Below are 19,428 nucleotides of genomic sequence, written 5' to 3'. Positions count from 1 at the left end.
GGCGGGCCGGACCGACTCCCGTTGTCAGTGGGAAGTGCGAGACTTCCGCAGGTGAGCGAAATCCCGACGACGACCGCGGCCGGACCCTTGCGCGCCCGGCTCGCCACCCTGCGCGGACCCGACGCCCAGCCCAAGCCTCTGGACGCGCGGGCGCTCGCCGCGCTCGCGGCCAATCCGGGCTGCCGCAGGCGGGCGTTGCTCGACGGTGCGGGGGTCGACAAGACGAAGCTGGCCGAGGCGCTCGGCGTGCCCTCCGGCTTCGGCCAGTCGCAGTTCGCGTTCATCCGCGGCAATGCCTTCGAGGCCCGGGTCAAGGGGGACGGCGGCGCGGAGCTGCTGCGGCTGGCCCATCAGCGGCTCGGCGGCCCGGAGCCCACCGCGGACACCTCGCGCGTGCCCGAGCTCACGGCGAGCGGCCCCGAGGGCCGCGCCGCCCGTACGGAACTGGCGCTGCGCGAGGCCGAGTCGGGCGTCTGGACGCTGCTCGACCATCCGATGGTGGCGCTCGATGTGGCCGGCTCGCCCGCGTTCCTGGAGCCGGACGCGGTGGTGGTGCATCCCGACGGCCGCTGGACGGTCGTGGAGATCAAGTCCTTCCCGATGATCGACGGTTCGGCCGACGCCGCGAAGGTCGGCGCCGCGGCCCGTCAGGCCGCCGTCTATGTGCTCGCCCTGGAGCAGATCACCGCCCGCCTCGACCCCGCCCCCGAGGTCGGCCACGACATCCTTCTGGTCTGCCCGAAGGACTTCTCGAACCTGCCGACCGCCTCGGCCGTCGACGTACGGCGGCAACGGGCCGTCACCCGGCGGCAGTTGGACCGTCTCACCCGCATCGAGGACATCGCGGCCGCTCTCGCCCCGGGCGCGACCTTCGCCCTTGAGCAGCCCGCGGAGCAGCTGACCGCCACGGTCGAGTCGGTGCCCGCCACGTATGCGCCGGAGTGCCTCTCCGCCTGCGAGCTGGCCTTCCACTGCCGTGACCGGGCGCGCGGACAGGGCGCGGTCACCGCGCTCGGCCGCTCGCTCCGCGGCGACCTGGGCGAACTGACCACGGTGGACGCGGTGCTTGCCGCCGCGCACGGCGAGAGCGGCGACCCGGACGACCCGGCGGTGGCCGCCCTGCGCCGCGCCGCCGCCCTGCGCGCGGAGGCACTGGCGTCGGTGTCGGCGTGCACGGCGCCTGCTCCTCGTAGCGCACAGGCATCGGTGGACATCGCGGGAGAGGCGCCGGACATCCCGGGCGAGGCCGACTCCTCGGTACGGGACGGAGGCGCCGCATGTCGCTGATCGCCACCCTGGCCCGCCTGGAGGCGGTGAGCAGCGGCCGGGCACAGCCGCTGGCCACCGTGCGGCACCGGCATCTGTCCGAGCGCCCCCTGGTGTTCGTGCCGCTGACCACCGCGGGCGAGGCGGGCGCCCCGCTCGGCGCGCTGGTCGGCACCGACCGGCACGCGCCGCGTCTGCTCGTCGTGCCGCAGCCGCGCGACCGCGAGCTGCGCTTCGCGTTCCTGGCCGAACTGGCCGAGGAAGTGCTGCCGTACGTGGAGTCCTTCGCCGGGGAGACCCGCGCGGAGACGCGGCCCGAGACGGATCCCGAGACCGGCAAGAAGGTCAAGGTCGAGGTAGAGCTGTGCACGGACGCGCCGCAGGTGATCGTGCCGGGCCGGGCGGGTGTGGAGTTCGTGCGGCTGCTCGGCCGGTCCATGCGGTTCCGGCGCACCGCCGAGCAGGACCCGGACACGCCCTACCCCGCACCACCCCGCGTGCCGCTGCTCGGCCGCTGGCTGACGCACTTCGGCGAGCGGGCCCAAGTGCCGGGCTCCGCGCAACTCGTGGCCATGACGGAGCTGCTCGGACGCCACTGGGCGACGGGCCAGTCCAGCCTGGAGGACCAGCATCTGGGGGCGCTGCTCGCCTGGATCGATCCGCCGGAGGGCATGAGCGGCGCCGAGGCCGCCCACGTGGCGAGCCTCGGGCGGGACGAGGACGGTCAGCTGCTCTGCCCGCCCGCGGGCCCGGCCACCGACCCGGCCTTCGACAACCGGCTGCTGGCCCCGGCCATCGAGCGCTTCGACCGGGCGCGCACGGCACTGCAGTCGGCCGAGGACGGCCTGGCCGCGGACGACCGGCTGGGTGAACTGGCCGCCGCGCAACGGGACATCGCCCAATTGATCGCCTCCCGCACCCGCCCGACGTGGGACGCGGTGTGGCGGGGCGTCGATCTGCTGCGCGCGCTGCCGGACGCACGGCGCAACCCCGACCGCTGGACGCGCGACCTGTGGTCGTACACCGCTCACCGCGACCGTGTCCTGGCCGGCGAGCCCCCGCAGCCCCGCCGGGACGACGCGGTGACGGCGGCCCGCAAGCTCCAGCGCCGCGAGGAGGCGCAGGCCCGTCTCGAGGCGCACGAGGCCCTGGACGATCCGCTGGTGATGGCCGGGCGGCGGCTCACGGGCGAGGCCTTCGCCGGTGAGGTGACCGAGGCGGTCCTGGTGTACAGCGAGGACAAGCGGCCCCGGCCGCGCCCGCTGGTCACGGTGCGCACGGAGGACCGGCCGCATCTGGCCGAGGGCGCGAAGGTGTTCCGGTCGCTCGACGGCAAGGCGCAGGCGGCCGAGTTCGTCGGGTACGACGGCGAGGGCGGTGCGGTCCTGCGGATCCTGGACCGGATGGGCCGCGGCAAGGAGCCCGACGCGGGGTCCGTGCCCGTGAAGGGCGATCTGCTGTGCTGGACGCTGTTCGAGCACGACGCTCGCGGCGGCGCGAAGCTCCCCGACGCCGAGGCGACTCCCTGGACGCACGGCGGCCCGCCGGGCGAACCGGCCGCCGAGCTTCCCGACCGACCGACCTCGGAGGATGTGCTGTGACCGGCCCCCAGGCGCCCTCGGGCCCCGACCAGTCCACCCCGTCGGGCCCCGCCTCCGCGGGCTTCGACCCCTCAGCGGCCGCGGGCCGGGCCACCGCCGCGATCCTGCACGACACGCTGCACGGCACGGACCGCGGCGTGGTCGTCGACTCCCCGCCGGGCGCGGGCAAGTCGACGCTGGTGGTGAGCACCGCGCTCGAACTGGCCGCGGCGGGGCGCTCGTTGATGATCGTGGCGCAGACGAACGCGCAGGTGGACGATCTCGTCATCCGTCTCGCGGAGAAGGACCCCGAGCTGCCGGTGGGCCGCCTCCACAGCAGCGACGCGGACGCGTACGACAAGGCGCTCGACGCGTTCGGGCAGGTCCGCAAGTCCTCCAAGGCGGGCGATCTGACCGGCCTGCCCATCGTCGTGTCGACCGCGGCGAAGTGGGCGCACGTCAAGGACGTGGACCCCTGGCAGCACGCCATCGTCGACGAGGCGTACCAGATGCGCTCGGACGCGCTGCTCGCCGTCGCCGGCCTCTTCGAACGGGCGCTGTTCGTGGGCGATCCGGGGCAGTTGGACCCGTTCTCGATCGTCGGCTCCGAGCAGTGGGCCGGGCTCTCCTATGATCCGTCGGCGTCCGCGGTCAGCACGCTGCTCGCGCACAATCCGCAGCTCCCCCAGCACCGGCTGCCCGTGTCGTGGCGGCTGCCCGCGTCCGCGGCACCGCTGATCTCCGATGCCTTCTACCCGTATACGAAGTTCCGCAGCGGCACCTCGCACGGCGACCGCGCCCTGAGTTTCGGCGTCCCGGGCGACGGCGGCGCGCACGACCGGGTGCTCGACGAGGCGGCGGCCTCGGGCTGGGGCCTGCTCGAACTGCCCGCGCGGCACACACCGCGCACCGATCCCGAGGCGGTACGGGCCCTCGCCCAGGTGGTCCGCAGGCTGCTCGACCGGGGCGGGGTCACCGTCAGCGAGCGCTCGCCCGACCCGGCGCCGCTCACGGCGGACCGGATCGCCGTCGGCACGGCCCACCGCGACCAGGCGGCCGCGGTCCGAACGGCCCTGGCGGAGCTGGGGGTTCACGGCGTCACGGTCGATACGGCCAACCGGCTCCAGGGCCGCGAGTACGACGTCACGGTCGTCCTGCACCCGCTTTCCGGCCGCCCCGACGCCACCGCCTTCCACCTGGAGACGGGCCGTCTGTGCGTGCTCGCCTCACGGCACCGGCACGCGTGCATCGTGGTCTGCCGCGCGGGGGTCGCCGAGCTGCTCGACGAGCATCCGTCCACGGAGCCCGTGCAGTTGGGGGTCACGGTGAAGTTCCCGGACGGCTGGGACGCGAACCATACGGTCCTGTCCCATCTGCGGGAACACCGGGTGACGTACCGGCCGTGAGGCGGGCGCACGACCCGGGGCGCGCGAACCGGCCGGGCTCACGAGCCGCGCTTCACCAAGTACATCCCGATCGAGCCGTGCTCCGCGGTGTCCGCGAAGCCGAACTTCTCGTAGAGGAAGCGCGCCGGGCCGTCCGCGATCAGTGAGACATACGCGGTCGCGGGCGCCCGGCGGTCCAGCTCCGCGGTGAGCGCGGCCATGATGCGCCGGCCCAGGCCGCGGCCCTGGTGCGCGGGGTGGACACAGATGTCGACGATCTGGAAGGCGGTGCCGCCGTCCCCGATGATCCGCCCCATCCCGATGGCCGCGCCCTCGTGGTGGAGGACCACGCCGTGCCAGGTGTTGGGCAGGGCCAGGGCCACGTCCTCGGGGTTCTTGTCGGAGAGGCCCGCGTCGGTGCGCAGCCGCCGGAAGGTCTCGACGGTGGGCACACCGACGCGGAGTTCGTACGGGTCGTTCACCTGCGGTCCGCTCGCGTACGGGTCGTTCATGACAGCCTTCGTCCTCTCGGTCCGGTCCTCCGCCATCATGCCGCCCCCCGCGGAACCCCTGCCCTCAGCCCTGCTTGCCCGGGATCAGCCACGTCACGATCACCGCGGAGACCGCCGCGAGGCCCATGGCGACGAGGAACGCGTCGTCGAAGCCGCCCGCGCCGCCGCCGACCGCGAGGCTCGCGGCGGCCGTGCTGGAGACGGCCGCGGCACCGGCCGACGCCCCGAACTCGTGGAAGGTGCTGACGATTCCGGAGGTCACCCCGGCCTCGTGCGGGGCGACGGCGCCGAGTGCGGTGGCGGACGCGACCACGAACAGCGCGCCCAGACCGGCCGCCGCGACACTCACGCCGATCACCATCGTCGCGGTGCCGGACCCGAGAACGGGGATGAGGAAGCCGACGGCCGCCACGGCCAGCGCGCCCACGGCGAGCAGCCGCGCGCCGGTCTTTCCGATGAGCCGTCCGGACATCATCGCGGAGACCATCGTCAGGAGCGCGACCGGCAGGAACAGCGTGCCGGTGAGCAGCGGCCCGTGGCCCTGCAGGTTCTGCAGATAGAACGAGCCGAGGAAGAAGACCCCGACCATCAGCGCCGTGGCCACGGCGATCACGAAGATGCCCGCCACGACCGAGCGCCGACCGAGCAGCGCGAGATCCATCAGGGGCGCGGCCGTCCGGCGCTGCCAGAGACCGAACAGCAGGTACCCGGCCACCGCGGCGATCCCCAGGCCGATGGTGAGGCCGTCGAACCAGCCGTCGTCGCCGGCCCGGATCAGCGCGTAGATGAACGAGCCGGTGGCGGCGGCGACGAGGACGGCGCCGGGCAGATCGAGCGAGCCGCTGCCCGCGCGGGGCAGGGCGGGCAGGATCCGCGCGAGGGTGACCAGGACGGCCAGTCCGACGGGGACGTTGACGAAGAAGACCCAGGCCCAGCCGGGGCCCGCCGTGATCAGTCCGCCGAGCAGCACGCCGAGCGCGGCACCGCCGCCGCCGAGCGCCGACCAGATGCCGAGCGCGCGGTTGCGCTCCTCGCCGTCGAAGAGCCGGACCACCACCGAGAGGGCGGCGGGCGAGAGCAGCGCGGCGCCCGCGCCCTGTGCGATCCGGGCGCCGAGCAGCAGGGGTGCGCCGGTGGCGAGGCCCGCGACCAGGGACGCGGCAGTGAACACCGCGAGTCCGGTGAGGACGATCCGCTTGGGTCCGAAGAGATCGGCGGCGCGGCCGCCGAGCAGCATCAGGCTGCCGAAGGTGAGCGCGTATCCGCTGACCACCCAGGTCAGCGCGGCGCGGTCCAGGCCGAGTTCGGCGCCCATGTCGGGCAGCGCGATGGCCACGACCGTGATGTCCAGGATCAGCATCAGCTGCGCGAGACCCAGGAGTCCCAGGATCGACCAGCGCAGCGGGTGGGGTGTGTCCACGGGTGGTGCGGTGGCGCTCTTGGTGTCGTCGGTGTCGTCCATGACACTCATCTCTCCTCGCTAACTCGAACAGTAGTGTTCAAGTTATACGGCCCAGGGGCACAACGCAAACAGCACTGTTCGAGTTAGTGGGGTACGGTGGCGCGTATGACCACCGCCAAACGCGCCGACGCGCTGCGCAGCATCGAGGCGATCACGCAGGCCGCCGCCGTCTGCCTCGGCCGGAATCCGGACGCGAGCATGAGCGAGATCGCGCGGGCCGCGGGGGTCGGCCGCGTGACGCTGTACGGACACTTCTCGTCCCGAGCGGAGGTCGTCGACGCGGCGATGACCCGCGCACTCGACGAGGGCAACGAGGTGCTCGACGCGGTCGACCTGACCGGCGACCCCCGCCTCGCCCTCGGCCGCTACATCGACGCGGGCTGGCACCTCGTGGACCAGGCGCGGTCCCTGCTGGCCGCCGCGCAGCGGGAGTTGTCCGCCGCGCGCATCCTCGAACTGCACGCCGGACCGGCCGCCCGCGTGGAGGCCCTGGTGGCCCGCGGGCGCGCGGAGGGCGCCTTCCGCACGGACCTGCCGGTCTCCTGGATGGTCAACATCCTGCACGCGATCATGCACAGCGCCGCCGAGGAGATCCGCGGCGGCCGCCTCACCTCGGAGCACGCCGCGGCCCAGATCACGGCGACGGTCCTGGCAGCGTTCACACCGCCCGGGACACCCGTACCGCCGGCGCCCGAGACGTAAATCCCGGGAAGTTCGCAGTACGAATTACGGTGTTACGCTGACGTCGTGGGCGAGAAGAATGCAGCAGAAGACGGACGGCTCGGCGTCGTGGCCGCACTCGTACGGGCGTCGTTCCTGGTGAACTCCGTGTACGCGGAGTCCGCCCGCGAGTACGGAATCACCCCGCAGCAGGGGCAGTTGCTCTGCGTCCTGATGGGGCAGCCGTACGGGATGGGCGCGTTGGGCTCGACTCTCGGGCTCGCCAAGTCGAGCCTGACCGGCCTGGTCGACCGGACCGCACGGAACGGGCTGGTCGAGCGCGAGCCCGACCCCGAGGACAGCCGGGCGGTACGGGTCGCGCTCACGCCTCAAGGCGCCCGCCTCGCCCAGGACTTCTACACCGAGACCTGCCGCCGCGTCGACCGCCTGCCCGACGGCCTCTCGGCCGAGGAACGCGAGCTGCTCGCAGGACTGCTCGGCCGTGTCGTGCTCGACAACGCGGTCCCCGAGGTCTTCCTGACGGCGGACGGCAGCACCGGGTGACGGTTGCAGTTCGTGGCACGAACTAATAAAGTTCGTGCCACGAACTGCATCGCGTTTGCGTGCGAGCCCGCACGCAAACTCCTGTGGAGGTGACCTCTCATGTCCGTACAGGAATCACCCGTCTCGGGATCACCCGTCTTCGGCTTCGGCGCGCACAGCACTCTCGACGAAGGCCCCGAACTGCTCCGGCTGGTCCGGCAGGCGGACCGCGACGGCCTCGACCACTTCTCGCTCTCCGACCACCCGTATATCGGCGAGCGGCTCGACGCGTACGCCACGATCGCCTTCCTGCTCGGCCGTACGGAGCGGATCGCCGGATTCGCCAACGTCACCAACCCGACCCGGCCGCCCGCGATGCTCGCCCGCACCCTGACCTCGCTCTCCTCACTGAGCGACGGCCGCGTCATCCTCGGGATGGGCGCGGGCGGGATCTGGGACCGGATCTCCGCGATGGGCGTACGGAAGCTGACACCCGCCGAGGCCGTGGAGGCCTTCGAGGAGGCGATCGTCCTGGTCCGGCTGCTGTCGGGCGGCGGCGACCCCGTCACGTACGAAGGCAGGCACTTCCAGGTGCACAAGATCGCGCCGGCGCCGGTGCCTGCTCCCCCGGTGTGGACGGGCTCGGTCGGCCGCAAGTCCCTCGCCGTGACGGGCCGGGTGGCCGACGGCTGGATCCCCGGGCACGCGGCGGACTGGCTGAGCGAGCGCTACCGCGACTCGCGCCCCGTGATCGACGAGGCGGCGCGGGCGGCGGGCCGCGATCCGGACGGCATCGCCACGGTCTTCAACCTGCCCGGCCGCATCACGGACGCACCGCTCCCGGCGACGCGGGACGCAGAGGGCCGGTGGCTCGGCGGCAATGTCGCGCAGTGGACCGAGGAGCTGACCTCGGCGGTCCTCGAACACGGCGCGTCCGGCTTCACACTGTTCTCGCCGAAGGGCGGCACGCAGGACGGGCTGTCGCTGGGGCGCTGGGGTGCGGAGATCGCCCCGGCGGTACGGAGGCCGTGGCGAAGGCGCGCCCGTAAGGACCGGAGCGCCCGCTGGGCCCGGGCTCAGTCGGTGGGCTCGCCGCGCAGCAGCCCGCGGCCGAACTCGACCATCTTCTTCGCGTAGTCCTCGGTCCACTCCGCGCGCCGCGCGATGTCGGCGGGCGTGAGCCGGTCGAAGCGGTGCGGGTCGGCGAGCTGGGCGGCGGCGACGGCCTGGTACTCGACGGCACGGTCGGCCGCGGCGCGGAACGCGAGGGTCAACTCGGTGGCGCGGCTCAGGAGTTGCCGCGGGTCCTCGATCGACTCCAGATCGAAGAAATGCTCCGGGTCGGCGGCCGCGGCGGTCGGCTCGAAGAGCAGGGGTGCGGGGCGCAGTCGCCGCTCGGTCCGCTCGGAGTCCGCCATGGTCTTCCTTCCGTCGTACCCGTGCGGAGCCCACTCACGGTTTCCGCGCGCCCCCTTCCGGTCGAGGTGGGCCGTCTTCCATTGTCCCGGGTCGCGCAAGAGGGCCTCGTGCGGCGGTACGGGGCCGGGGTCCGGCGCTGCGTTCGACGGGCCCGGCCCCGTGTTCGACGGATGCGGCCTTGTGTTCGACGAAGCGCAGCGTTGCGTTGGCATATGCCGGGCGGACGGTACTGCATGGCCGGGGCACCCGTCTCAGGAATCCGTAACTCCGCGAATCCGTCCGCTCACCACCTGTAGATCTGTCTCCCATGAACACTCGACTGACCGGTGGCCACCCCATGGAGGCGCACGCCGGATTCGTGACGCCCGAGGGTGCGGCCTGGCTGGCATCCTCGGCCTCCCACCAGCGCTCCACGCTCGCCTTGTGGGAGTCACGTCCGACAGCGCCCGTGGTGCTGCCGTGCGGGAAGGCCTTCGACGTCGTGAGCGTGCCGGCGGTCTTCGGCCGGCGGATGCTCGACCGGCTCTGGGAGCAGGGTCCGGGTTCGGGGCCCGTGGCCACGTACCGCGGCCGCATGCTGATCTTCGCGGCGCCGGGCACGGCCCAGCGGTTGCCGTCGCTGCTCGCGTGGGAGGAGTGGGGCACGGCGATGCCGACCCCGCTGTGCCACGGATCGGGGGACGCGGTGACGGTGCCGGCGCCCGCGTCGGCACCGGGCGGCGGAGCGAGCGGCGCACGCTGGCTTGTCGCCCCGGACACCCGTCACCCCTGGCTGCCGGGCCCGGAGGTCGTCCTCTGGGCAGCCGTCCAGGCGGCACGGGCGGCGGTCCGCATATCGATTTTTCCTCCCCCGGATCAGGATGCTAAGGTCTACGACGTCAGCAGGCGCCGCTAGCTCAGTTGGTTAGAGCAGCTGACTCTTAATCAGCGGGTCCGGGGTTCGAGTCCCTGGCGGCGCACGCAACACGATGGCTCTTCGCTTCGGCGAGGGGCCATCGTCGTTTCCGGGGTTCGCCGCTGGCGGCTGGGGGTTCGGGGGTTATCCCCCGATGAACACAGCATCAGCGGGTCCGGGGTTCGAGTCCCTGGCGGCGCACGCAAAGGAAAGCCCTCCACGAATGTGGGGGGCTTTCGTCATGCTCGGGGGCCGAGGCCGCCCCGCCCGTGCCCTCAGATCGCCAACGACAGCAACACCGGCGCCGCACCCCGGTTCAACGTATCCGCAGCGGCTCGCAAGCGGTGCGCGTGCTCGACCGGCATCGAGAGGGCGAGGCAGCCCACCGCCGCGCCTGCCGTGATCGGGACCGCGGCGCAGACCGTGCCGACCGCGTACTCCTGGAGGTCGAGGATCGGGACCGTCGGGGGCTGGGCGTCGAGGCGGCTGAAGAGCAGCCGTTCGTTGGTGATCGTGCGCGATGTGAGCCTGGCCGGCTTGTGGCGGGACAGGTGGTCGCGGCGCCCGTTGAGGTCGAGCTGGGTCAGGAGCGACTTGCCGACCGCGCTCGCGTGGGCCGCCGAGCGGAAGTCCACCCATTCGTTGACCGCGGGGGTCGAGGGCCCGGCCGCGTACTGCGTGATGCGGACCTCGCCGTCGATGTAGCGGCTGATGTAGACGGCCGCGCCGACGGAGTCCCGCAGCTCGTCGAGCGTGGTCTGCAGCTTGTCCGTGATCGCCTGCTCGCGCTCGCGCGTGGACGAGCCGAGACGGGACAGCGCATCGCCACTGACGTACGCGCCGTCGGCGACCTGCTGGATGTATCCCTCACGGCGCAGCATGAACAGCAGCGCCGACAACTGCCGTACGGGCAGGCCGGTTTCGCGGGCGATCTGGACATCCGTCACGCCCGTGGTGTGCCGCGCCACGGTTTCGAGCACGCGAAGTGCGTGCTGCACCGAGTGGTTCGGCGCGGTCGACTCAGGCTTCAGCGCCACGGTTTCCCCCTGCATGGACCGGTTCCGGACAGCTGGGCTCGGTACCACGATAGCCGCCAAACGGCTTGCACGGAGGGGCTGTTGACGAGATTGATGGCGCGCTCCGCGCGACGGACAGGCCGCCTACGCAGGAGCGCGCCACCCTGGCATATGCCAGTGTCACAGGCTGACGCCACTGGCTCGGTGATTGTGCCGATCAGCGCGCCGGACCCCTTCGTTCACCCAGCGAAGTCAGAGGACTGCGCTGAGGAATTCCCGGGTGCGTTCGTGATCGGGATCACCGAAGATCTTTTCCGGAGCACCCGATTCGATGACCTTGCCGCCGTCGAACATGAGCACCTGGTCCGAAATGTCCCGGGCGAAGTTCATCTCGTGGGTCACGCAGAGCATCGTGATGTCAGTCGTGCGCGCGACATCACGGAGCACGTCGAGCACACCGGCGACGAGCTCCGGGTCGAGCGCCGAGGTCACCTCGTCGAGCAGCAGCACCTGCGGCCGCATCGCCAGCGCGCGGGCGATGGCGACGCGCTGCTGCTGGCCGCCCGAGAGCTGCGACGGATAGGCGTCGCAGCGGTCCGCGAGCCCGACCATGTCGAGGAGCTCGCGCCCGCGCTGCTCGGCCTCGTCCTTCCCCAGGCCGAGCACCTGGACCGGTGCCTCCATGATGTTCTGCAGCACGCGCATGTTCGGGAAGAGGTTGAACTGCTGGAAGACCATCCCGATGTTCTTGCGCACCTCGCGCACGTGCTTCTCGCCGGCCGGGACCAGCTTCCCGCCGCGCTCCTCGTGCGTGAGGTACTCGCCGCCGACCTTGATGGTGCCCTCGTCGGGCTTCACCAGGGTCATCAGGAGCCGCAGGATCGTGGTCTTGCCGGAGCCGGACGGTCCGATCAGCGTGACGTGCTTGCCCGAGTCGACGGAGAAGCAGAGGTCGTCGAGGACCGTGTTGCCGCCGAACCGCTTGGTGACCTTGTCGAAGCGGATCAGCTCGCTGCCGTCGACGGCGGGATTCGAGTCTGCGGGTGTGGTTTCAGCGGACAAGACGACGCTCCAGGGCTCGGAGAAGAACAGAAGCCGGGTAGGCGATGACGATGAAGGCGATACCGACGACGCTGATCGCCTCGAAGGTGAAGGTCTCCTGGCTGAAGCCGCGCGCCTCGCCCAGCATTTCGAGGGCGCCGATGCCGATCAGCTGCGGGGATTCCTTCAGCATGACGATCACGTAGTTGCCGAGCGCGGGGATCACGCGGCGCACGGCCTGCGGCAGGATCACCGCGGTCCATGTGCGGCTCTTGGACAGGCTGAGCGCGGTGGCCGCCTCCCACTGGCCGACGGGGACGCCGTCGATGCCCGCGCGGTAGACCTCGCTCGTGTACGTGGAGTAGTGCAGGCCGAGGCCGACGATGCCGGTGACCAGCGCGGTCATCGTCACCCACTCGCCCACCACGTAGTAGAGGAAGAACAGCTGGATCAGGAGCGGGGTGTTGCGGATGAACTCCGTGAACACCGCCACGGGGATACGGATCCAGGCCTGGCCGGAGCGCAGGGCGATCGCCCAGAGGAGGCCGAGGGTGAAGGCGATGACCACACCGCCGGCCAGGGCCTGAAGGGTGACGACGACGCCGTCCCAGAACCGCGGCATGAACGCGTCGACATTGGACCAGTCCCAGGTCACTTGGCACCCCCCACACCGGCGGTGCCGGTCACAGCATCGATGGCGCCGCGCTCACGCAGGCCGCTGAACAGGCCGCCCTTCGGCGGAGCCTGGCCGATCCTGGCCTTGGCACGCCGTTCGAGGAGCCGCATCCCGCGGGTGAGCAGGAAGGCGAAGACGAAGTAGATGCCGAGCAGCAGCGTGTAGACGGGCGCGCTGTCGGCCGTCACCAGACGCTGCAGGTTCCCCGCGAAGGTCATGTCCGCGATCGAGATCAGGGAGACCAGCGAGGTGCCCTTGAGGAGCTCGATCAGCAGGTTGTTGAACGGCGGGAGCATCTCGGGCCAGGCCTGCGGGATCTCGATCCGGCGCAGCCGCTGGACCCGCGTGAAGTTGAGGGCGATCCCCGCCTCGCGCTGGGCGGCGGGCACGGCCTGCAGGGCACCGCGCACGATCTCGGAGCCGTACGCCCCGTAGGTCAGGCCGAGGGCGAGGACACCGGCGGCCATGCCGATGAACGTGACCTGGAAGAGCATCGGGACCGTGAACGCGATCCAGAACATGAAGACCAGGGAGGACGTCGAGCGGAAGAGCTCGAAGTAGATCCCGCACAGTATGCGCACGGTCCGGCTCGGCGCGGTGCGTCCGAGGCCGATCAGGAAGGAGACGACGAAGGCGAGCGCTGCGCTGAGGAAGGTGACCTGGATGGTGATCCAGATACCGGGCAGGAACCAGCTCTCGAAGAAGGCCCAGGACATCATGACGCGTCACCTTCTCCTGCGGGCGGGCAGAGCTTCTCGACGGTGAGGTCGGTCATTTCGTCCTGGGTGAACCCGAACGGCTTGACCACGCGCAGGAGTTCACCGCTCTCCTTCATCTTGAGCAGTTCCTCGTTGAAGGCGTCGCGCAGCCGCTTCTCGGAGAGGCGGAACGCGAAGCCGCCCGCGCCGTAGGCGGGTGCGCCGTCGACCATCGGCTGGAAGGGCTCGGTGGCCTCGACCCCGCTCTTGCCCTTCACGACACCGGCGACGGTGATGTTGGTGCCCGCGAAGGCGTCGAAGCGGCCTTGCCGCACGGCTTCCATGCCCGCCACCTGGTCGGGCAGCACCGCGACTTCCTTGACGCCGTTGGCCTTGGCGTACTCGATCTCCGCGTACGCGGTGCCACTGGCCAGCTTCAGGCCCTTCTTGGCGATGTCCTCGTACGTCTTGATGCCGTGCGGGTTGCCGGCCTTCACGACGAAGGCGTCGAGCATCAGGTAGTCGGGGTCGGAGAACAGGACCTGTTCGCAGCGCACCGGGTTGATGTACATGCCGGCCGACACCACGTCGAAATGGCGGGCCTGCGTCAGCCCGGGGATCAGCGCGCCGAACTCCGTGGGGACCGCCGTGACGTTCGGTACGCCCAGGCGGGGGAAGATGACCTTGGCGATTTCCGGTGCCTCACCGGTCACTTCGCCGTCCTCGTCGATGTATCCGAAGGGGACCTCACCGGCGACCCCGATCCGTACCGTCCCGGCATCCCTCAGCCGGTCGAGCAGGTCACCACCCTCCACTTTGCCCGCCGCGGGCACGCGGCTGCAGGCGGTGACGCCCAGCGTTCCGAGGGCCGCCGCGCCCGCGAGCACGGAGCGGCGGCGCAGCGCACGACCCGCCCGTGGCGTGCGAAGGCCTTGTCCCTGACGGTCTTTCCCGTTGTCGTTCCCAAGTGGTGGAGCCATGGCCGCGCGGCTACCCGAAGTCATTCGAGATATGCCGATCAATTTCGGCCCCGACACGGAGCGGCCGTTCTCACTTGTGCACAAGGAGGTGTTGACCTCGGCGGGACGATGGGGGGATGACGGAACGCCACATCGAAGTCTCCCTGGACAAGCGCGGTGTCCGCTGCACCGCCCGCCTCCTGACCGACAAGGCCCCGCTGACCTGCGCGGCGGTCTGGGACGCCCTGCCGCTCGGCTCGTCCGTGTACCACGCCAAATACGCCCGCAACGAGATCTACGCCCTTTTCCCGGCGTTCGCCGAAAAGGAGCCGCCGCTGGAGAACCCGACGGTGACTCCTATTCCGGGCGATCTCTGCTACTTCACGTTTTCCGACACGGAATTGGGAACAAGTGCGTACGGCTACGACACCGAGCAGCGGGGCACCGTCGTCGACCTGGCGCTGTTCTACGAGCGCAACAACCTCCTCCTGAACGGTGACGTCGGCTGGGTCCCCGGCATCGTCTGGGGCCAGGTCGTGGACGGCCTCGACCGGATGGCGGAGGCCTGCCAGGACCTCTGGCGGGCGGGTGCCTTGGGCGAGACGCTGAGTTTCCGGCGGCTCTGAGCCGACGCGCCCCTACGGCAGCCGGGCCGCCCGGACTACGGCAGCGAGGGCGCCGGGAGGTCCGCCGCCCCCGCCTCGTACAGCGCGTGGGAAGCGCGCAGCACGAGGGCGTCGCGGTGGCGGGCCGCCACGATCTGGACCCCGATCGGCAGCCCCTGGGAGTCCAGACCGCAGGGGACCGTCGCGGCGGGCTGCTGGGTGAGGTTGAAGGGATACGTGAACGGGGTCCAGCTCGTCCAGCGGCCGCGGCCCGTGGGCGTCTCGCGGCCCGCCTCGAAGGCGGTGAGCGGCAGGGTCGGGGTGACCAGGAGGTCGTACGTGGCGTGAAAGCGGCCCATCCGGCGGCCCAGGTCCATGCGGACGTCGGCCGCGGCGAGGTAGTCGAGCGCGCTGTAGCGGGCGCCGCGGCCTGAGATCTCGCGCAGGCCCGGGTCGAGGAGTGCGCGCTGGTCCTTGCCGTAGGGCTGCGTGACGCGGGCCGCTCCCGCGAACCACAGGGTGTGGAAGGCCTCGACCGGGTCGCTGAAGTCGGGGTCGGCCTCCTCGACGTACGCGCCGAGCTGCGCGAGCCGTTCCACCGCCCTGCGGACGGCGGCGGCGACCTGCGGGCCGACCGCGACCTGGCCGCCGAAGGACGGCGAGTAGGCGACGCGCAGGCCCTGAACGCCGTCGTCCAGGCCGTCGCGGAAGGAGCCCTCGGCGGGGCCGAGGCCGGACCAGTCGCGGTGGTCGGGACCGCTGATGACGTCCATGACCAGGGCCGCGTCGGCGGCGTCGCGGGTCATCGGGCCCACGTGGGCGAGGGTGCCGAAGGCGCTGGCCGGGTAGAGCGGGACGCGGCCGTACGTCGGCTTGAGGGCGAAGATGCCGCAGAAGGCGCCGGGGATGCGGACGCTGCCGCCGCCGTCCGTGCCGAGCGCGACAGGCCCCGCGCCGAGCGCCACGGCCGCCGCGGCGCCACCGCTGGAGCCGCCGGCGGTGCGCGACGGATCGTATGGATTGCGGGTGATCCCGGAGAGCGGGCTGTCGGTGACGCCCTTCCAGCCGTACTCGGGCGTGGTGGTCTTGCCGAGAAACACCGCGCCGTGCTCGCGCAGCCGCGCGACGGACGGCGCGTCCTCGTCCCAACTGCCGTCCGTGCGGCTCAGCTTGGAGCCGCGCAGGGTCGGACCACCGCGCTGCAGCAGAATGTCCTTCACGGAGACGGGGACGCCGTCGAGCAGGCCCTGGGGCTCACCCCTGCGCCAGCGCGCCGCCGACTCCCCGGCCCGGCGCAGCGCGTCCTCCGCATCGACGCGCACGAACGCGTTGACCGCGGGCTCGGTCCGCTCGATCCGGTCGAGCGCCGCGCGCGTGGCGTCGACGGGGCTCAACTCCCCTTTGCCGTACGCCGCGACGAGTTGTACGGCCGTGAGGCTGCCGAGCTCGGTCATACGCCCTCCCTGTCGTCCGCCGGATGAACGCGGGTGCTGCCGGTGCTGCCGTGACGCCGGCTGCGCGTGGTGCCGGGTGATCACTGCAAGGCGATCACCGGCGCCGATCAATGTCCAGGCACATACCCACGTTTCTTGTCGATCACGTTCTTGAGCGGCTTTCCGGCCGCCCAGCGCTCGTACAACTCGACGAACTGCACGGCGAGTTCATCGCGCCAGCCGATGATGTCGCCGCTCATGTGCGGCGACACGAGCAGTCCGGGGACCTCCCACAGCGGGCTGTCCGCGGGCAGCGGTTCGCGGTCGAAGACATCGAGCGCCGCGCCCGCGATCCACCGCCGGCGCAGCGCCTCCACCAGGTCGTCCTCGACGACGAGCGGGCCGCGGCCCACGTTGATGAAGTGCGCCGATGGCTGCATCACGCCGAAGCGGCGCGTGTCGAACATGCCACGGGTCGCCTCGGTGAGCGGCGCCGCGCACACCACCCAGTCCGCGTGCGCGAGCAGCCGGTCCAGGTCGCCCGGGCCGTGTATGCCGGTGCGCGGGGTACGGCCGACGACCGCGGCCTGGATGCCGAGCGCCTTGAGGCTGCGGGCGATGGCCCGGCCGATCGGGCCCGAGCCGACCACGCACGCGCGGGTCCCGGCGACCCTGCGGGTCTCGCGGTGGCGCCATTCGCGGCGGGCCTGGAGGCCGAGGGTGCGCGGCAGGTCCTTGGCGAAGGCGAGCACGAGCCCGGCCACGTACTCGGCGATCGGCTCGTCGAAGATGCCGCGCGCGTTCGTGACGACGGTGTCGGAGGCGATCAGCTCGGGGCTCATCAGATGGTCGGCGCCGGCGCTCGCGGTGTGCACCCACACCGGCCGCGGGCCCTGACCGGGCCAGGCGGTCCGCAGGGCGTGCGAGGTGAAGTCCCAGACCAGGAGCACATCGGCCTCGGGCAGCCGCTCGGCGAGCCGCGCCGCGTCGGTGTGCACGATCCGGGCGCGCCCGGTGAGCTTGCCGAGCCGCGGCGGCGGGTCCGCGTCGAGCACCAGAAGGGTCGGGCGGGTCGCGCGCGACCGCCCGGACATGGGTGGGAAACCGTTCTGCAATGCGGGTCCGCTTCCCTGGAGGTGGCGTGGCTCATCGCGTGCGGCGCCCTTTGCGGGCACCGTCTGAAGTGCACGGATTGACCACGCTGGCACCCGAATCTACCTTCGTCAACACGGGCATAACACAAGCCCGTACGCATACACACAGGTACCGGTCCTTCCGCCGACCGGACCTCACATCAGTCCTCGCATCGGACCTCCGATCCTCCCTCCGCTCCTCCGTCCTTCTCCTCCCTCCTTCCCTCATCCCGACGTCCCCGGCATCCGCTGCCGGATCCCGCACCTTCCGGCCACCGGCCGGCCCTTGTCCCCACCTGCACCGTTCTGTTCAAAGGGGCCAGTCATGGACGTCTCCTGTCTCAGCGGACCGCACCCGCAACGCGGCCTCGGTGTCGTCGCACCCTTCGACTTCGCGCTCGACCGTGAGCTGTGGCGCTGGGTGCCCGACGAGATCTCGCTCTATCTCACCCGTACACCGTTCGTGCCGGTCGAGGTCAGCCTCGACCTGGCCCGTCTGGTCAGCGAGCACCAGACGCTGCACGAGGCGGTACGGGCCCTCATCGCCGCCGAACCCGAGGTGATCGCGTACGCGTGCACCTCGGGCAGCTTCGTGGACGGCGCCATCGGCGAACGCACGATGTGCGCGGCGATGGAGGCGGCCGGCGAGGTGCCGGCGCTGACCACGTCCGGCGCACTGCTCGACGCCCTCGGCGAACTGGGGGCGCGGCGGATCGCGCTGGTCACGCCGTACACGTCCTCGGTGACGCAGTCGCTCGAGGACTATCTGGCCGAGGCCGGCATCTCGGTCGCCGGGCGCTCGTACCTCGGGCTGACCCGGCACATCTGGAAGGTCGCGTACCGCGATGTGGTCGACATGGCACGCAGCGCGGTCGGACGGCTGCCGGCGCGGGTCGACGCGCTCTTCATCAGCTGTACGAACCTGCCGACGTACGACGCGATCCCGCAGCTGGAGGCGGAGCTGCGGATCCCGGTTCTCTCGGCGAACCAGGTGACGATGTGGTCGGCCCTGCGTCGCATGGGTACGCATGCGGTGGGCCCGTATCAGGCTCTGCTCGATACGGCGGCGAGGCGCATGCTGGTGGTGAGCGATGCGCTGCCGGAGCCTCCGGTGGCGTCCCTGGCGGATCCGCCGGTGGTGTCGCTGCAGGATCCACCTGTGGCGGCGTCCTTGCCGGAGCCTCCGGTGGCGGCATCGTTCCCGGAACCTCCGGTGGCGTCCCTGCCGGAGGCGGGCGGAGTGCTGCCGGACCCGCCGGCGGCACCGGACGACCCGGCCCTGCCCGACTGAGCCCGCCCCACCCCGTACGCCCCACCCCGTACGCCCCGCGCACGCGCCACGGACCGACCGCCCGCTCCGACCTCGCACCGGGAGACGACACCCATGACCGCACTCGGATTCCTCTACCCCGGCCACAGCGCCGAGGACGACTACCCGCGCATCGAGCAGCTGCTCGACAGCGACATCCGGCTGACCGTGATCCACACGGACATCGGCGAGGATGCGCACCGCGTGGACGCGCTCCTCGAGATGGGCTCGCCCGAGCGGCTTGCGGCGGGGGTGGACCAGTTGCGGCACTCGGGTGCGGAGGCCGTGGTGTGGGCGTGCACCAGCGGCAGCTTCGTCTTCGGCTGGGACGGGGCGCACGACCAGGTCCGCGCCCTCGCCAAGACGGCAGGTCTGCCGGCCTCCAGTACGTCCTTCGCGTTCGCCCACGCGGTACGGGAGTTGGGCGTGGCACGCGTCGCGGTCGGCGCGACCTACCCGGACGACGTGGCGGACCACTTCGCCGCGTTCCTGCGCTCGGACGGCATCGAGGTGGTCGCCCTGCGCGGCAGCGGCATCATCACGGCGGCGGAGGTGGGCACGTGGGGCCTGGACGAGGTCCTCGAACTGGCCCGCACGGCCGACCACCCCGACGCCCAGGCGATCCTCCTGCCGGACACGGCCCTCCACACGGCGGCCCACCTCCGCACCCTGGAACGCGAACTCTCCAAACCGGTCCTCACCGCGAACCAGGTCACGGTCTGGGAGGCGCTCCGCCTGACCGGCCGCAGGGTGAACGCCCCGTCCCTCGGAACACTGTTCACGAAGGAACCGGTGATCCAGGTTCGCGACTGAACCACCGGGAGCGGGCGTGCTGG

20 protein-coding genes and 1 tRNA gene are annotated in these 19,428 nt (G+C 71.7%); 11 read left to right on the top strand and 10 right to left on the bottom strand.

Annotated features, from left to right (window positions below; all coding sequences use genetic code 11):
* Positions 1 to 60 precede the first annotated feature (60 nt).
* The 3 genes from ACIBI4_RS21390 to ACIBI4_RS21380 all read left to right on the top strand — a co-directional run bounded on the left by ACIBI4_RS21390 (position 61) and on the right by ACIBI4_RS21380 (position 4,252).
* The gene (locus tag ACIBI4_RS21390) at positions 61 to 1,287 is read left to right on the top strand and encodes a hypothetical protein (RefSeq protein WP_399205714.1); all 1,227 of its coding nucleotides are present in this window, start codon (positions 61 to 63) and stop codon (positions 1,285 to 1,287) included.
* Entirely contained in the window at positions 1,278 to 2,867 is a 1,590-nt protein-coding gene (locus ACIBI4_RS21385; RefSeq protein ID WP_399205536.1) for a hypothetical protein, read from the top strand. Before ACIBI4_RS21390 ends, ACIBI4_RS21385 begins: the two co-directional genes overlap by 10 nt.
* Before the next feature lie 101 nt (positions 2,868 to 2,968).
* Entirely contained in the window at positions 2,969 to 4,252 is a 1,284-nt protein-coding gene (locus ACIBI4_RS21380) for an AAA domain-containing protein (RefSeq protein WP_399205713.1), read from the top strand.
* Positions 4,253 to 4,290: 38 nt separating this feature from the next.
* Here the strand turns inward: ACIBI4_RS21380 and ACIBI4_RS21375 are convergent, their stop codons facing one another.
* Together ACIBI4_RS21375 and ACIBI4_RS21370 are read right to left on the bottom strand one after the other, a co-directional pair.
* Positions 4,291 to 4,743, bottom strand: a complete 453-nt coding sequence (locus ACIBI4_RS21375; protein WP_399205534.1) for a GNAT family N-acetyltransferase — start codon at positions 4,741 to 4,743, stop codon at positions 4,291 to 4,293.
* A gap of 64 nt (positions 4,744 to 4,807) precedes the next feature.
* On the bottom strand, positions 4,808 to 6,205 hold the full coding sequence (locus tag ACIBI4_RS21370) for an MFS transporter (protein WP_399205533.1): 1,398 nt from the start codon (positions 6,203 to 6,205) through the stop codon (positions 4,808 to 4,810).
* A 105-nt stretch (positions 6,206 to 6,310) separates the two neighbouring features.
* Between ACIBI4_RS21370 and ACIBI4_RS21365 the strand changes: the two genes are divergently transcribed.
* From ACIBI4_RS21365 to ACIBI4_RS21355, 3 genes are all read left to right on the top strand, one after another.
* A complete protein-coding gene (locus tag ACIBI4_RS21365; RefSeq protein WP_399205532.1) occupies positions 6,311 to 6,907 on the top strand; it encodes a TetR/AcrR family transcriptional regulator in 597 nt (198 codons plus the stop codon).
* A gap of 45 nt (positions 6,908 to 6,952) precedes the next feature.
* Complete coding sequence (locus ACIBI4_RS21360) at positions 6,953 to 7,429, top strand: MarR family winged helix-turn-helix transcriptional regulator (RefSeq protein ID WP_399205531.1); 477 nt, start codon at positions 6,953 to 6,955, stop codon at positions 7,427 to 7,429.
* 99 nt (positions 7,430 to 7,528) lie between these two features.
* On the top strand, positions 7,529 to 8,545 hold the full coding sequence (locus tag ACIBI4_RS21355) for an LLM class flavin-dependent oxidoreductase (RefSeq protein ID WP_399205530.1): 1,017 nt from the start codon (positions 7,529 to 7,531) through the stop codon (positions 8,543 to 8,545).
* Here the strand turns inward: ACIBI4_RS21355 and ACIBI4_RS21350 are convergent.
* On the bottom strand, positions 8,485 to 8,826 hold the full coding sequence (locus tag ACIBI4_RS21350; RefSeq protein WP_399205529.1) for a hypothetical protein: 342 nt from the start codon (positions 8,824 to 8,826) through the stop codon (positions 8,485 to 8,487). The genes ACIBI4_RS21355 and ACIBI4_RS21350 overlap by 61 nt on opposite strands.
* A 308-nt stretch (positions 8,827 to 9,134) precedes the next feature.
* Between ACIBI4_RS21350 and ACIBI4_RS21345 the strand changes: the two genes are divergently transcribed.
* Positions 9,135 to 9,722, top strand: coding sequence for a bifunctional DNA primase/polymerase (locus ACIBI4_RS21345; RefSeq protein WP_399205528.1), 588 nt, complete (start codon positions 9,135 to 9,137; stop codon positions 9,720 to 9,722).
* Positions 9,713 to 9,786 (top strand) — tRNA-Lys (locus ACIBI4_RS21340). Before ACIBI4_RS21345 ends, ACIBI4_RS21340 begins: the two co-directional genes overlap by 10 nt.
* Positions 9,787 to 9,997: 211 nt before the next feature.
* Here ACIBI4_RS21340 and ACIBI4_RS21335 read toward each other — a convergent pair.
* The 5 genes from ACIBI4_RS21335 to ehuB form a co-directional block, all read right to left on the bottom strand.
* On the bottom strand, positions 9,998 to 10,759 hold the full coding sequence (locus ACIBI4_RS21335) for an IclR family transcriptional regulator (RefSeq protein WP_399205527.1): 762 nt from the start codon (positions 10,757 to 10,759) through the stop codon (positions 9,998 to 10,000).
* Between the two features lie 231 nt (positions 10,760 to 10,990).
* Positions 10,991 to 11,800 carry an ectoine/hydroxyectoine ABC transporter ATP-binding protein EhuA gene (ehuA, locus tag ACIBI4_RS21330; protein ID WP_399205526.1) on the bottom strand — a complete coding sequence of 270 codons (810 nt, stop codon included), beginning with the start codon at positions 11,798 to 11,800 and terminating at the stop codon, positions 10,991 to 10,993.
* Positions 11,790 to 12,434, bottom strand: coding sequence for an ectoine/hydroxyectoine ABC transporter permease subunit EhuD (gene ehuD / locus ACIBI4_RS21325; protein ID WP_399205525.1), 645 nt, complete (start codon positions 12,432 to 12,434; stop codon positions 11,790 to 11,792). Before ehuD ends, ehuA begins: the two co-directional genes overlap by 11 nt.
* Positions 12,431 to 13,171 (bottom strand): ectoine/hydroxyectoine ABC transporter permease subunit EhuC, encoded by a 741-nt coding sequence (gene ehuC / locus ACIBI4_RS21320; protein ID WP_399205712.1) that lies wholly within the window; start codon positions 13,169 to 13,171, stop codon positions 12,431 to 12,433. The genes ehuD and ehuC overlap by 4 nt, the downstream gene beginning before the upstream one ends.
* Entirely contained in the window at positions 13,171 to 14,133 is a 963-nt protein-coding gene (ehuB, locus tag ACIBI4_RS21315) for an ectoine/hydroxyectoine ABC transporter substrate-binding protein EhuB (RefSeq protein ID WP_399205524.1), read from the bottom strand. The genes ehuC and ehuB overlap by 1 nt, the downstream gene beginning before the upstream one ends.
* Positions 14,134 to 14,249: 116 nt before the next feature.
* Between ehuB and ACIBI4_RS21310 the strand changes: the two genes are divergently transcribed.
* Positions 14,250 to 14,738, top strand: a complete 489-nt coding sequence (locus ACIBI4_RS21310) for a DUF3830 family protein (protein WP_399205523.1) — start codon at positions 14,250 to 14,252, stop codon at positions 14,736 to 14,738.
* Positions 14,739 to 14,773: 35 nt separating this feature from the next.
* Here the strand turns inward: ACIBI4_RS21310 and ACIBI4_RS21305 are convergent, their stop codons facing one another.
* Entirely contained in the window at positions 14,774 to 16,171 is a 1,398-nt protein-coding gene (locus ACIBI4_RS21305) for an amidase (protein WP_399205522.1), read from the bottom strand.
* Positions 16,172 to 16,278: 107 nt separating this feature from the next.
* On the bottom strand, positions 16,279 to 17,244 hold the full coding sequence (locus ACIBI4_RS21300) for a D-2-hydroxyacid dehydrogenase (RefSeq protein WP_399205521.1): 966 nt from the start codon (positions 17,242 to 17,244) through the stop codon (positions 16,279 to 16,281).
* A gap of 364 nt (positions 17,245 to 17,608) precedes the next feature.
* Here ACIBI4_RS21300 and ACIBI4_RS21295 point away from each other — a divergent pair, with 364 nt between their 5' ends.
* Positions 17,609 to 18,574 (top strand): decarboxylase, encoded by a 966-nt coding sequence (locus tag ACIBI4_RS21295; protein ID WP_399205520.1) that lies wholly within the window; start codon positions 17,609 to 17,611, stop codon positions 18,572 to 18,574.
* Positions 18,575 to 18,667: 93 nt separating this feature from the next.
* Entirely contained in the window at positions 18,668 to 19,405 is a 738-nt protein-coding gene (locus ACIBI4_RS21290) for a decarboxylase (RefSeq protein ID WP_399205519.1), read from the top strand.
* Positions 19,406 to 19,428: the final 23 nt, after the last annotated feature.

The sequence above is a fragment of the Streptomyces sp. NPDC050418 genome (assembly GCF_044458745.1).
In the GTDB taxonomy this organism is placed as follows: Bacteria; Actinomycetota; Actinomycetes; order Streptomycetales; family Streptomycetaceae; genus Streptomyces.
This window is presented reverse-complemented; position numbering and strand designations above follow the sequence as displayed.

Bases quoted from the DNA above. Each gene is read 5' to 3' on its own strand.
- ACIBI4_RS21385 (WP_399205536.1), top strand. From the start codon at position 1,278: ATGTCGCTGATCGCCACCCTGGCCCGCCTGGAGGCGGTGAGCAGCGGC.
- ACIBI4_RS21375 (WP_399205534.1), bottom strand. From the start codon at position 4,743: ATGAACGACCCGTACGCGAGCGGACCGCAGGTGAACGACCCGTACGAA.
- ACIBI4_RS21370 (WP_399205533.1), bottom strand. From the start codon at position 6,205: ATGGACGACACCGACGACACCAAGAGCGCCACCGCACCACCCGTGGAC.
- ACIBI4_RS21365 (WP_399205532.1), top strand. From the start codon at position 6,311: ATGACCACCGCCAAACGCGCCGACGCGCTGCGCAGCATCGAGGCGATC.
- ACIBI4_RS21355 (WP_399205530.1), top strand. From the start codon at position 7,529: ATGTCCGTACAGGAATCACCCGTCTCGGGATCACCCGTCTTCGGCTTC.
- ACIBI4_RS21350 (WP_399205529.1), bottom strand. From the start codon at position 8,826: ATGGCGGACTCCGAGCGGACCGAGCGGCGACTGCGCCCCGCACCCCTG.
- ACIBI4_RS21345 (WP_399205528.1), top strand. From the start codon at position 9,135: ATGAACACTCGACTGACCGGTGGCCACCCCATGGAGGCGCACGCCGGA.
- ehuC (WP_399205712.1), bottom strand. From the start codon at position 13,171: ATGTCCTGGGCCTTCTTCGAGAGCTGGTTCCTGCCCGGTATCTGGATC.
- ehuB (WP_399205524.1), bottom strand. From the start codon at position 14,133: ATGGCTCCACCACTTGGGAACGACAACGGGAAAGACCGTCAGGGACAA.
- ACIBI4_RS21310 (WP_399205523.1), top strand. From the start codon at position 14,250: ATGACGGAACGCCACATCGAAGTCTCCCTGGACAAGCGCGGTGTCCGC.
- ACIBI4_RS21305 (WP_399205522.1), bottom strand. From the start codon at position 16,171: ATGACCGAGCTCGGCAGCCTCACGGCCGTACAACTCGTCGCGGCGTAC.
- ACIBI4_RS21300 (WP_399205521.1), bottom strand. From the start codon at position 17,244: ATGTCCGGGCGGTCGCGCGCGACCCGCCCGACCCTTCTGGTGCTCGAC.
- ACIBI4_RS21295 (WP_399205520.1), top strand. From the start codon at position 17,609: ATGGACGTCTCCTGTCTCAGCGGACCGCACCCGCAACGCGGCCTCGGT.
- ACIBI4_RS21290 (WP_399205519.1), top strand. From the start codon at position 18,668: ATGACCGCACTCGGATTCCTCTACCCCGGCCACAGCGCCGAGGACGAC.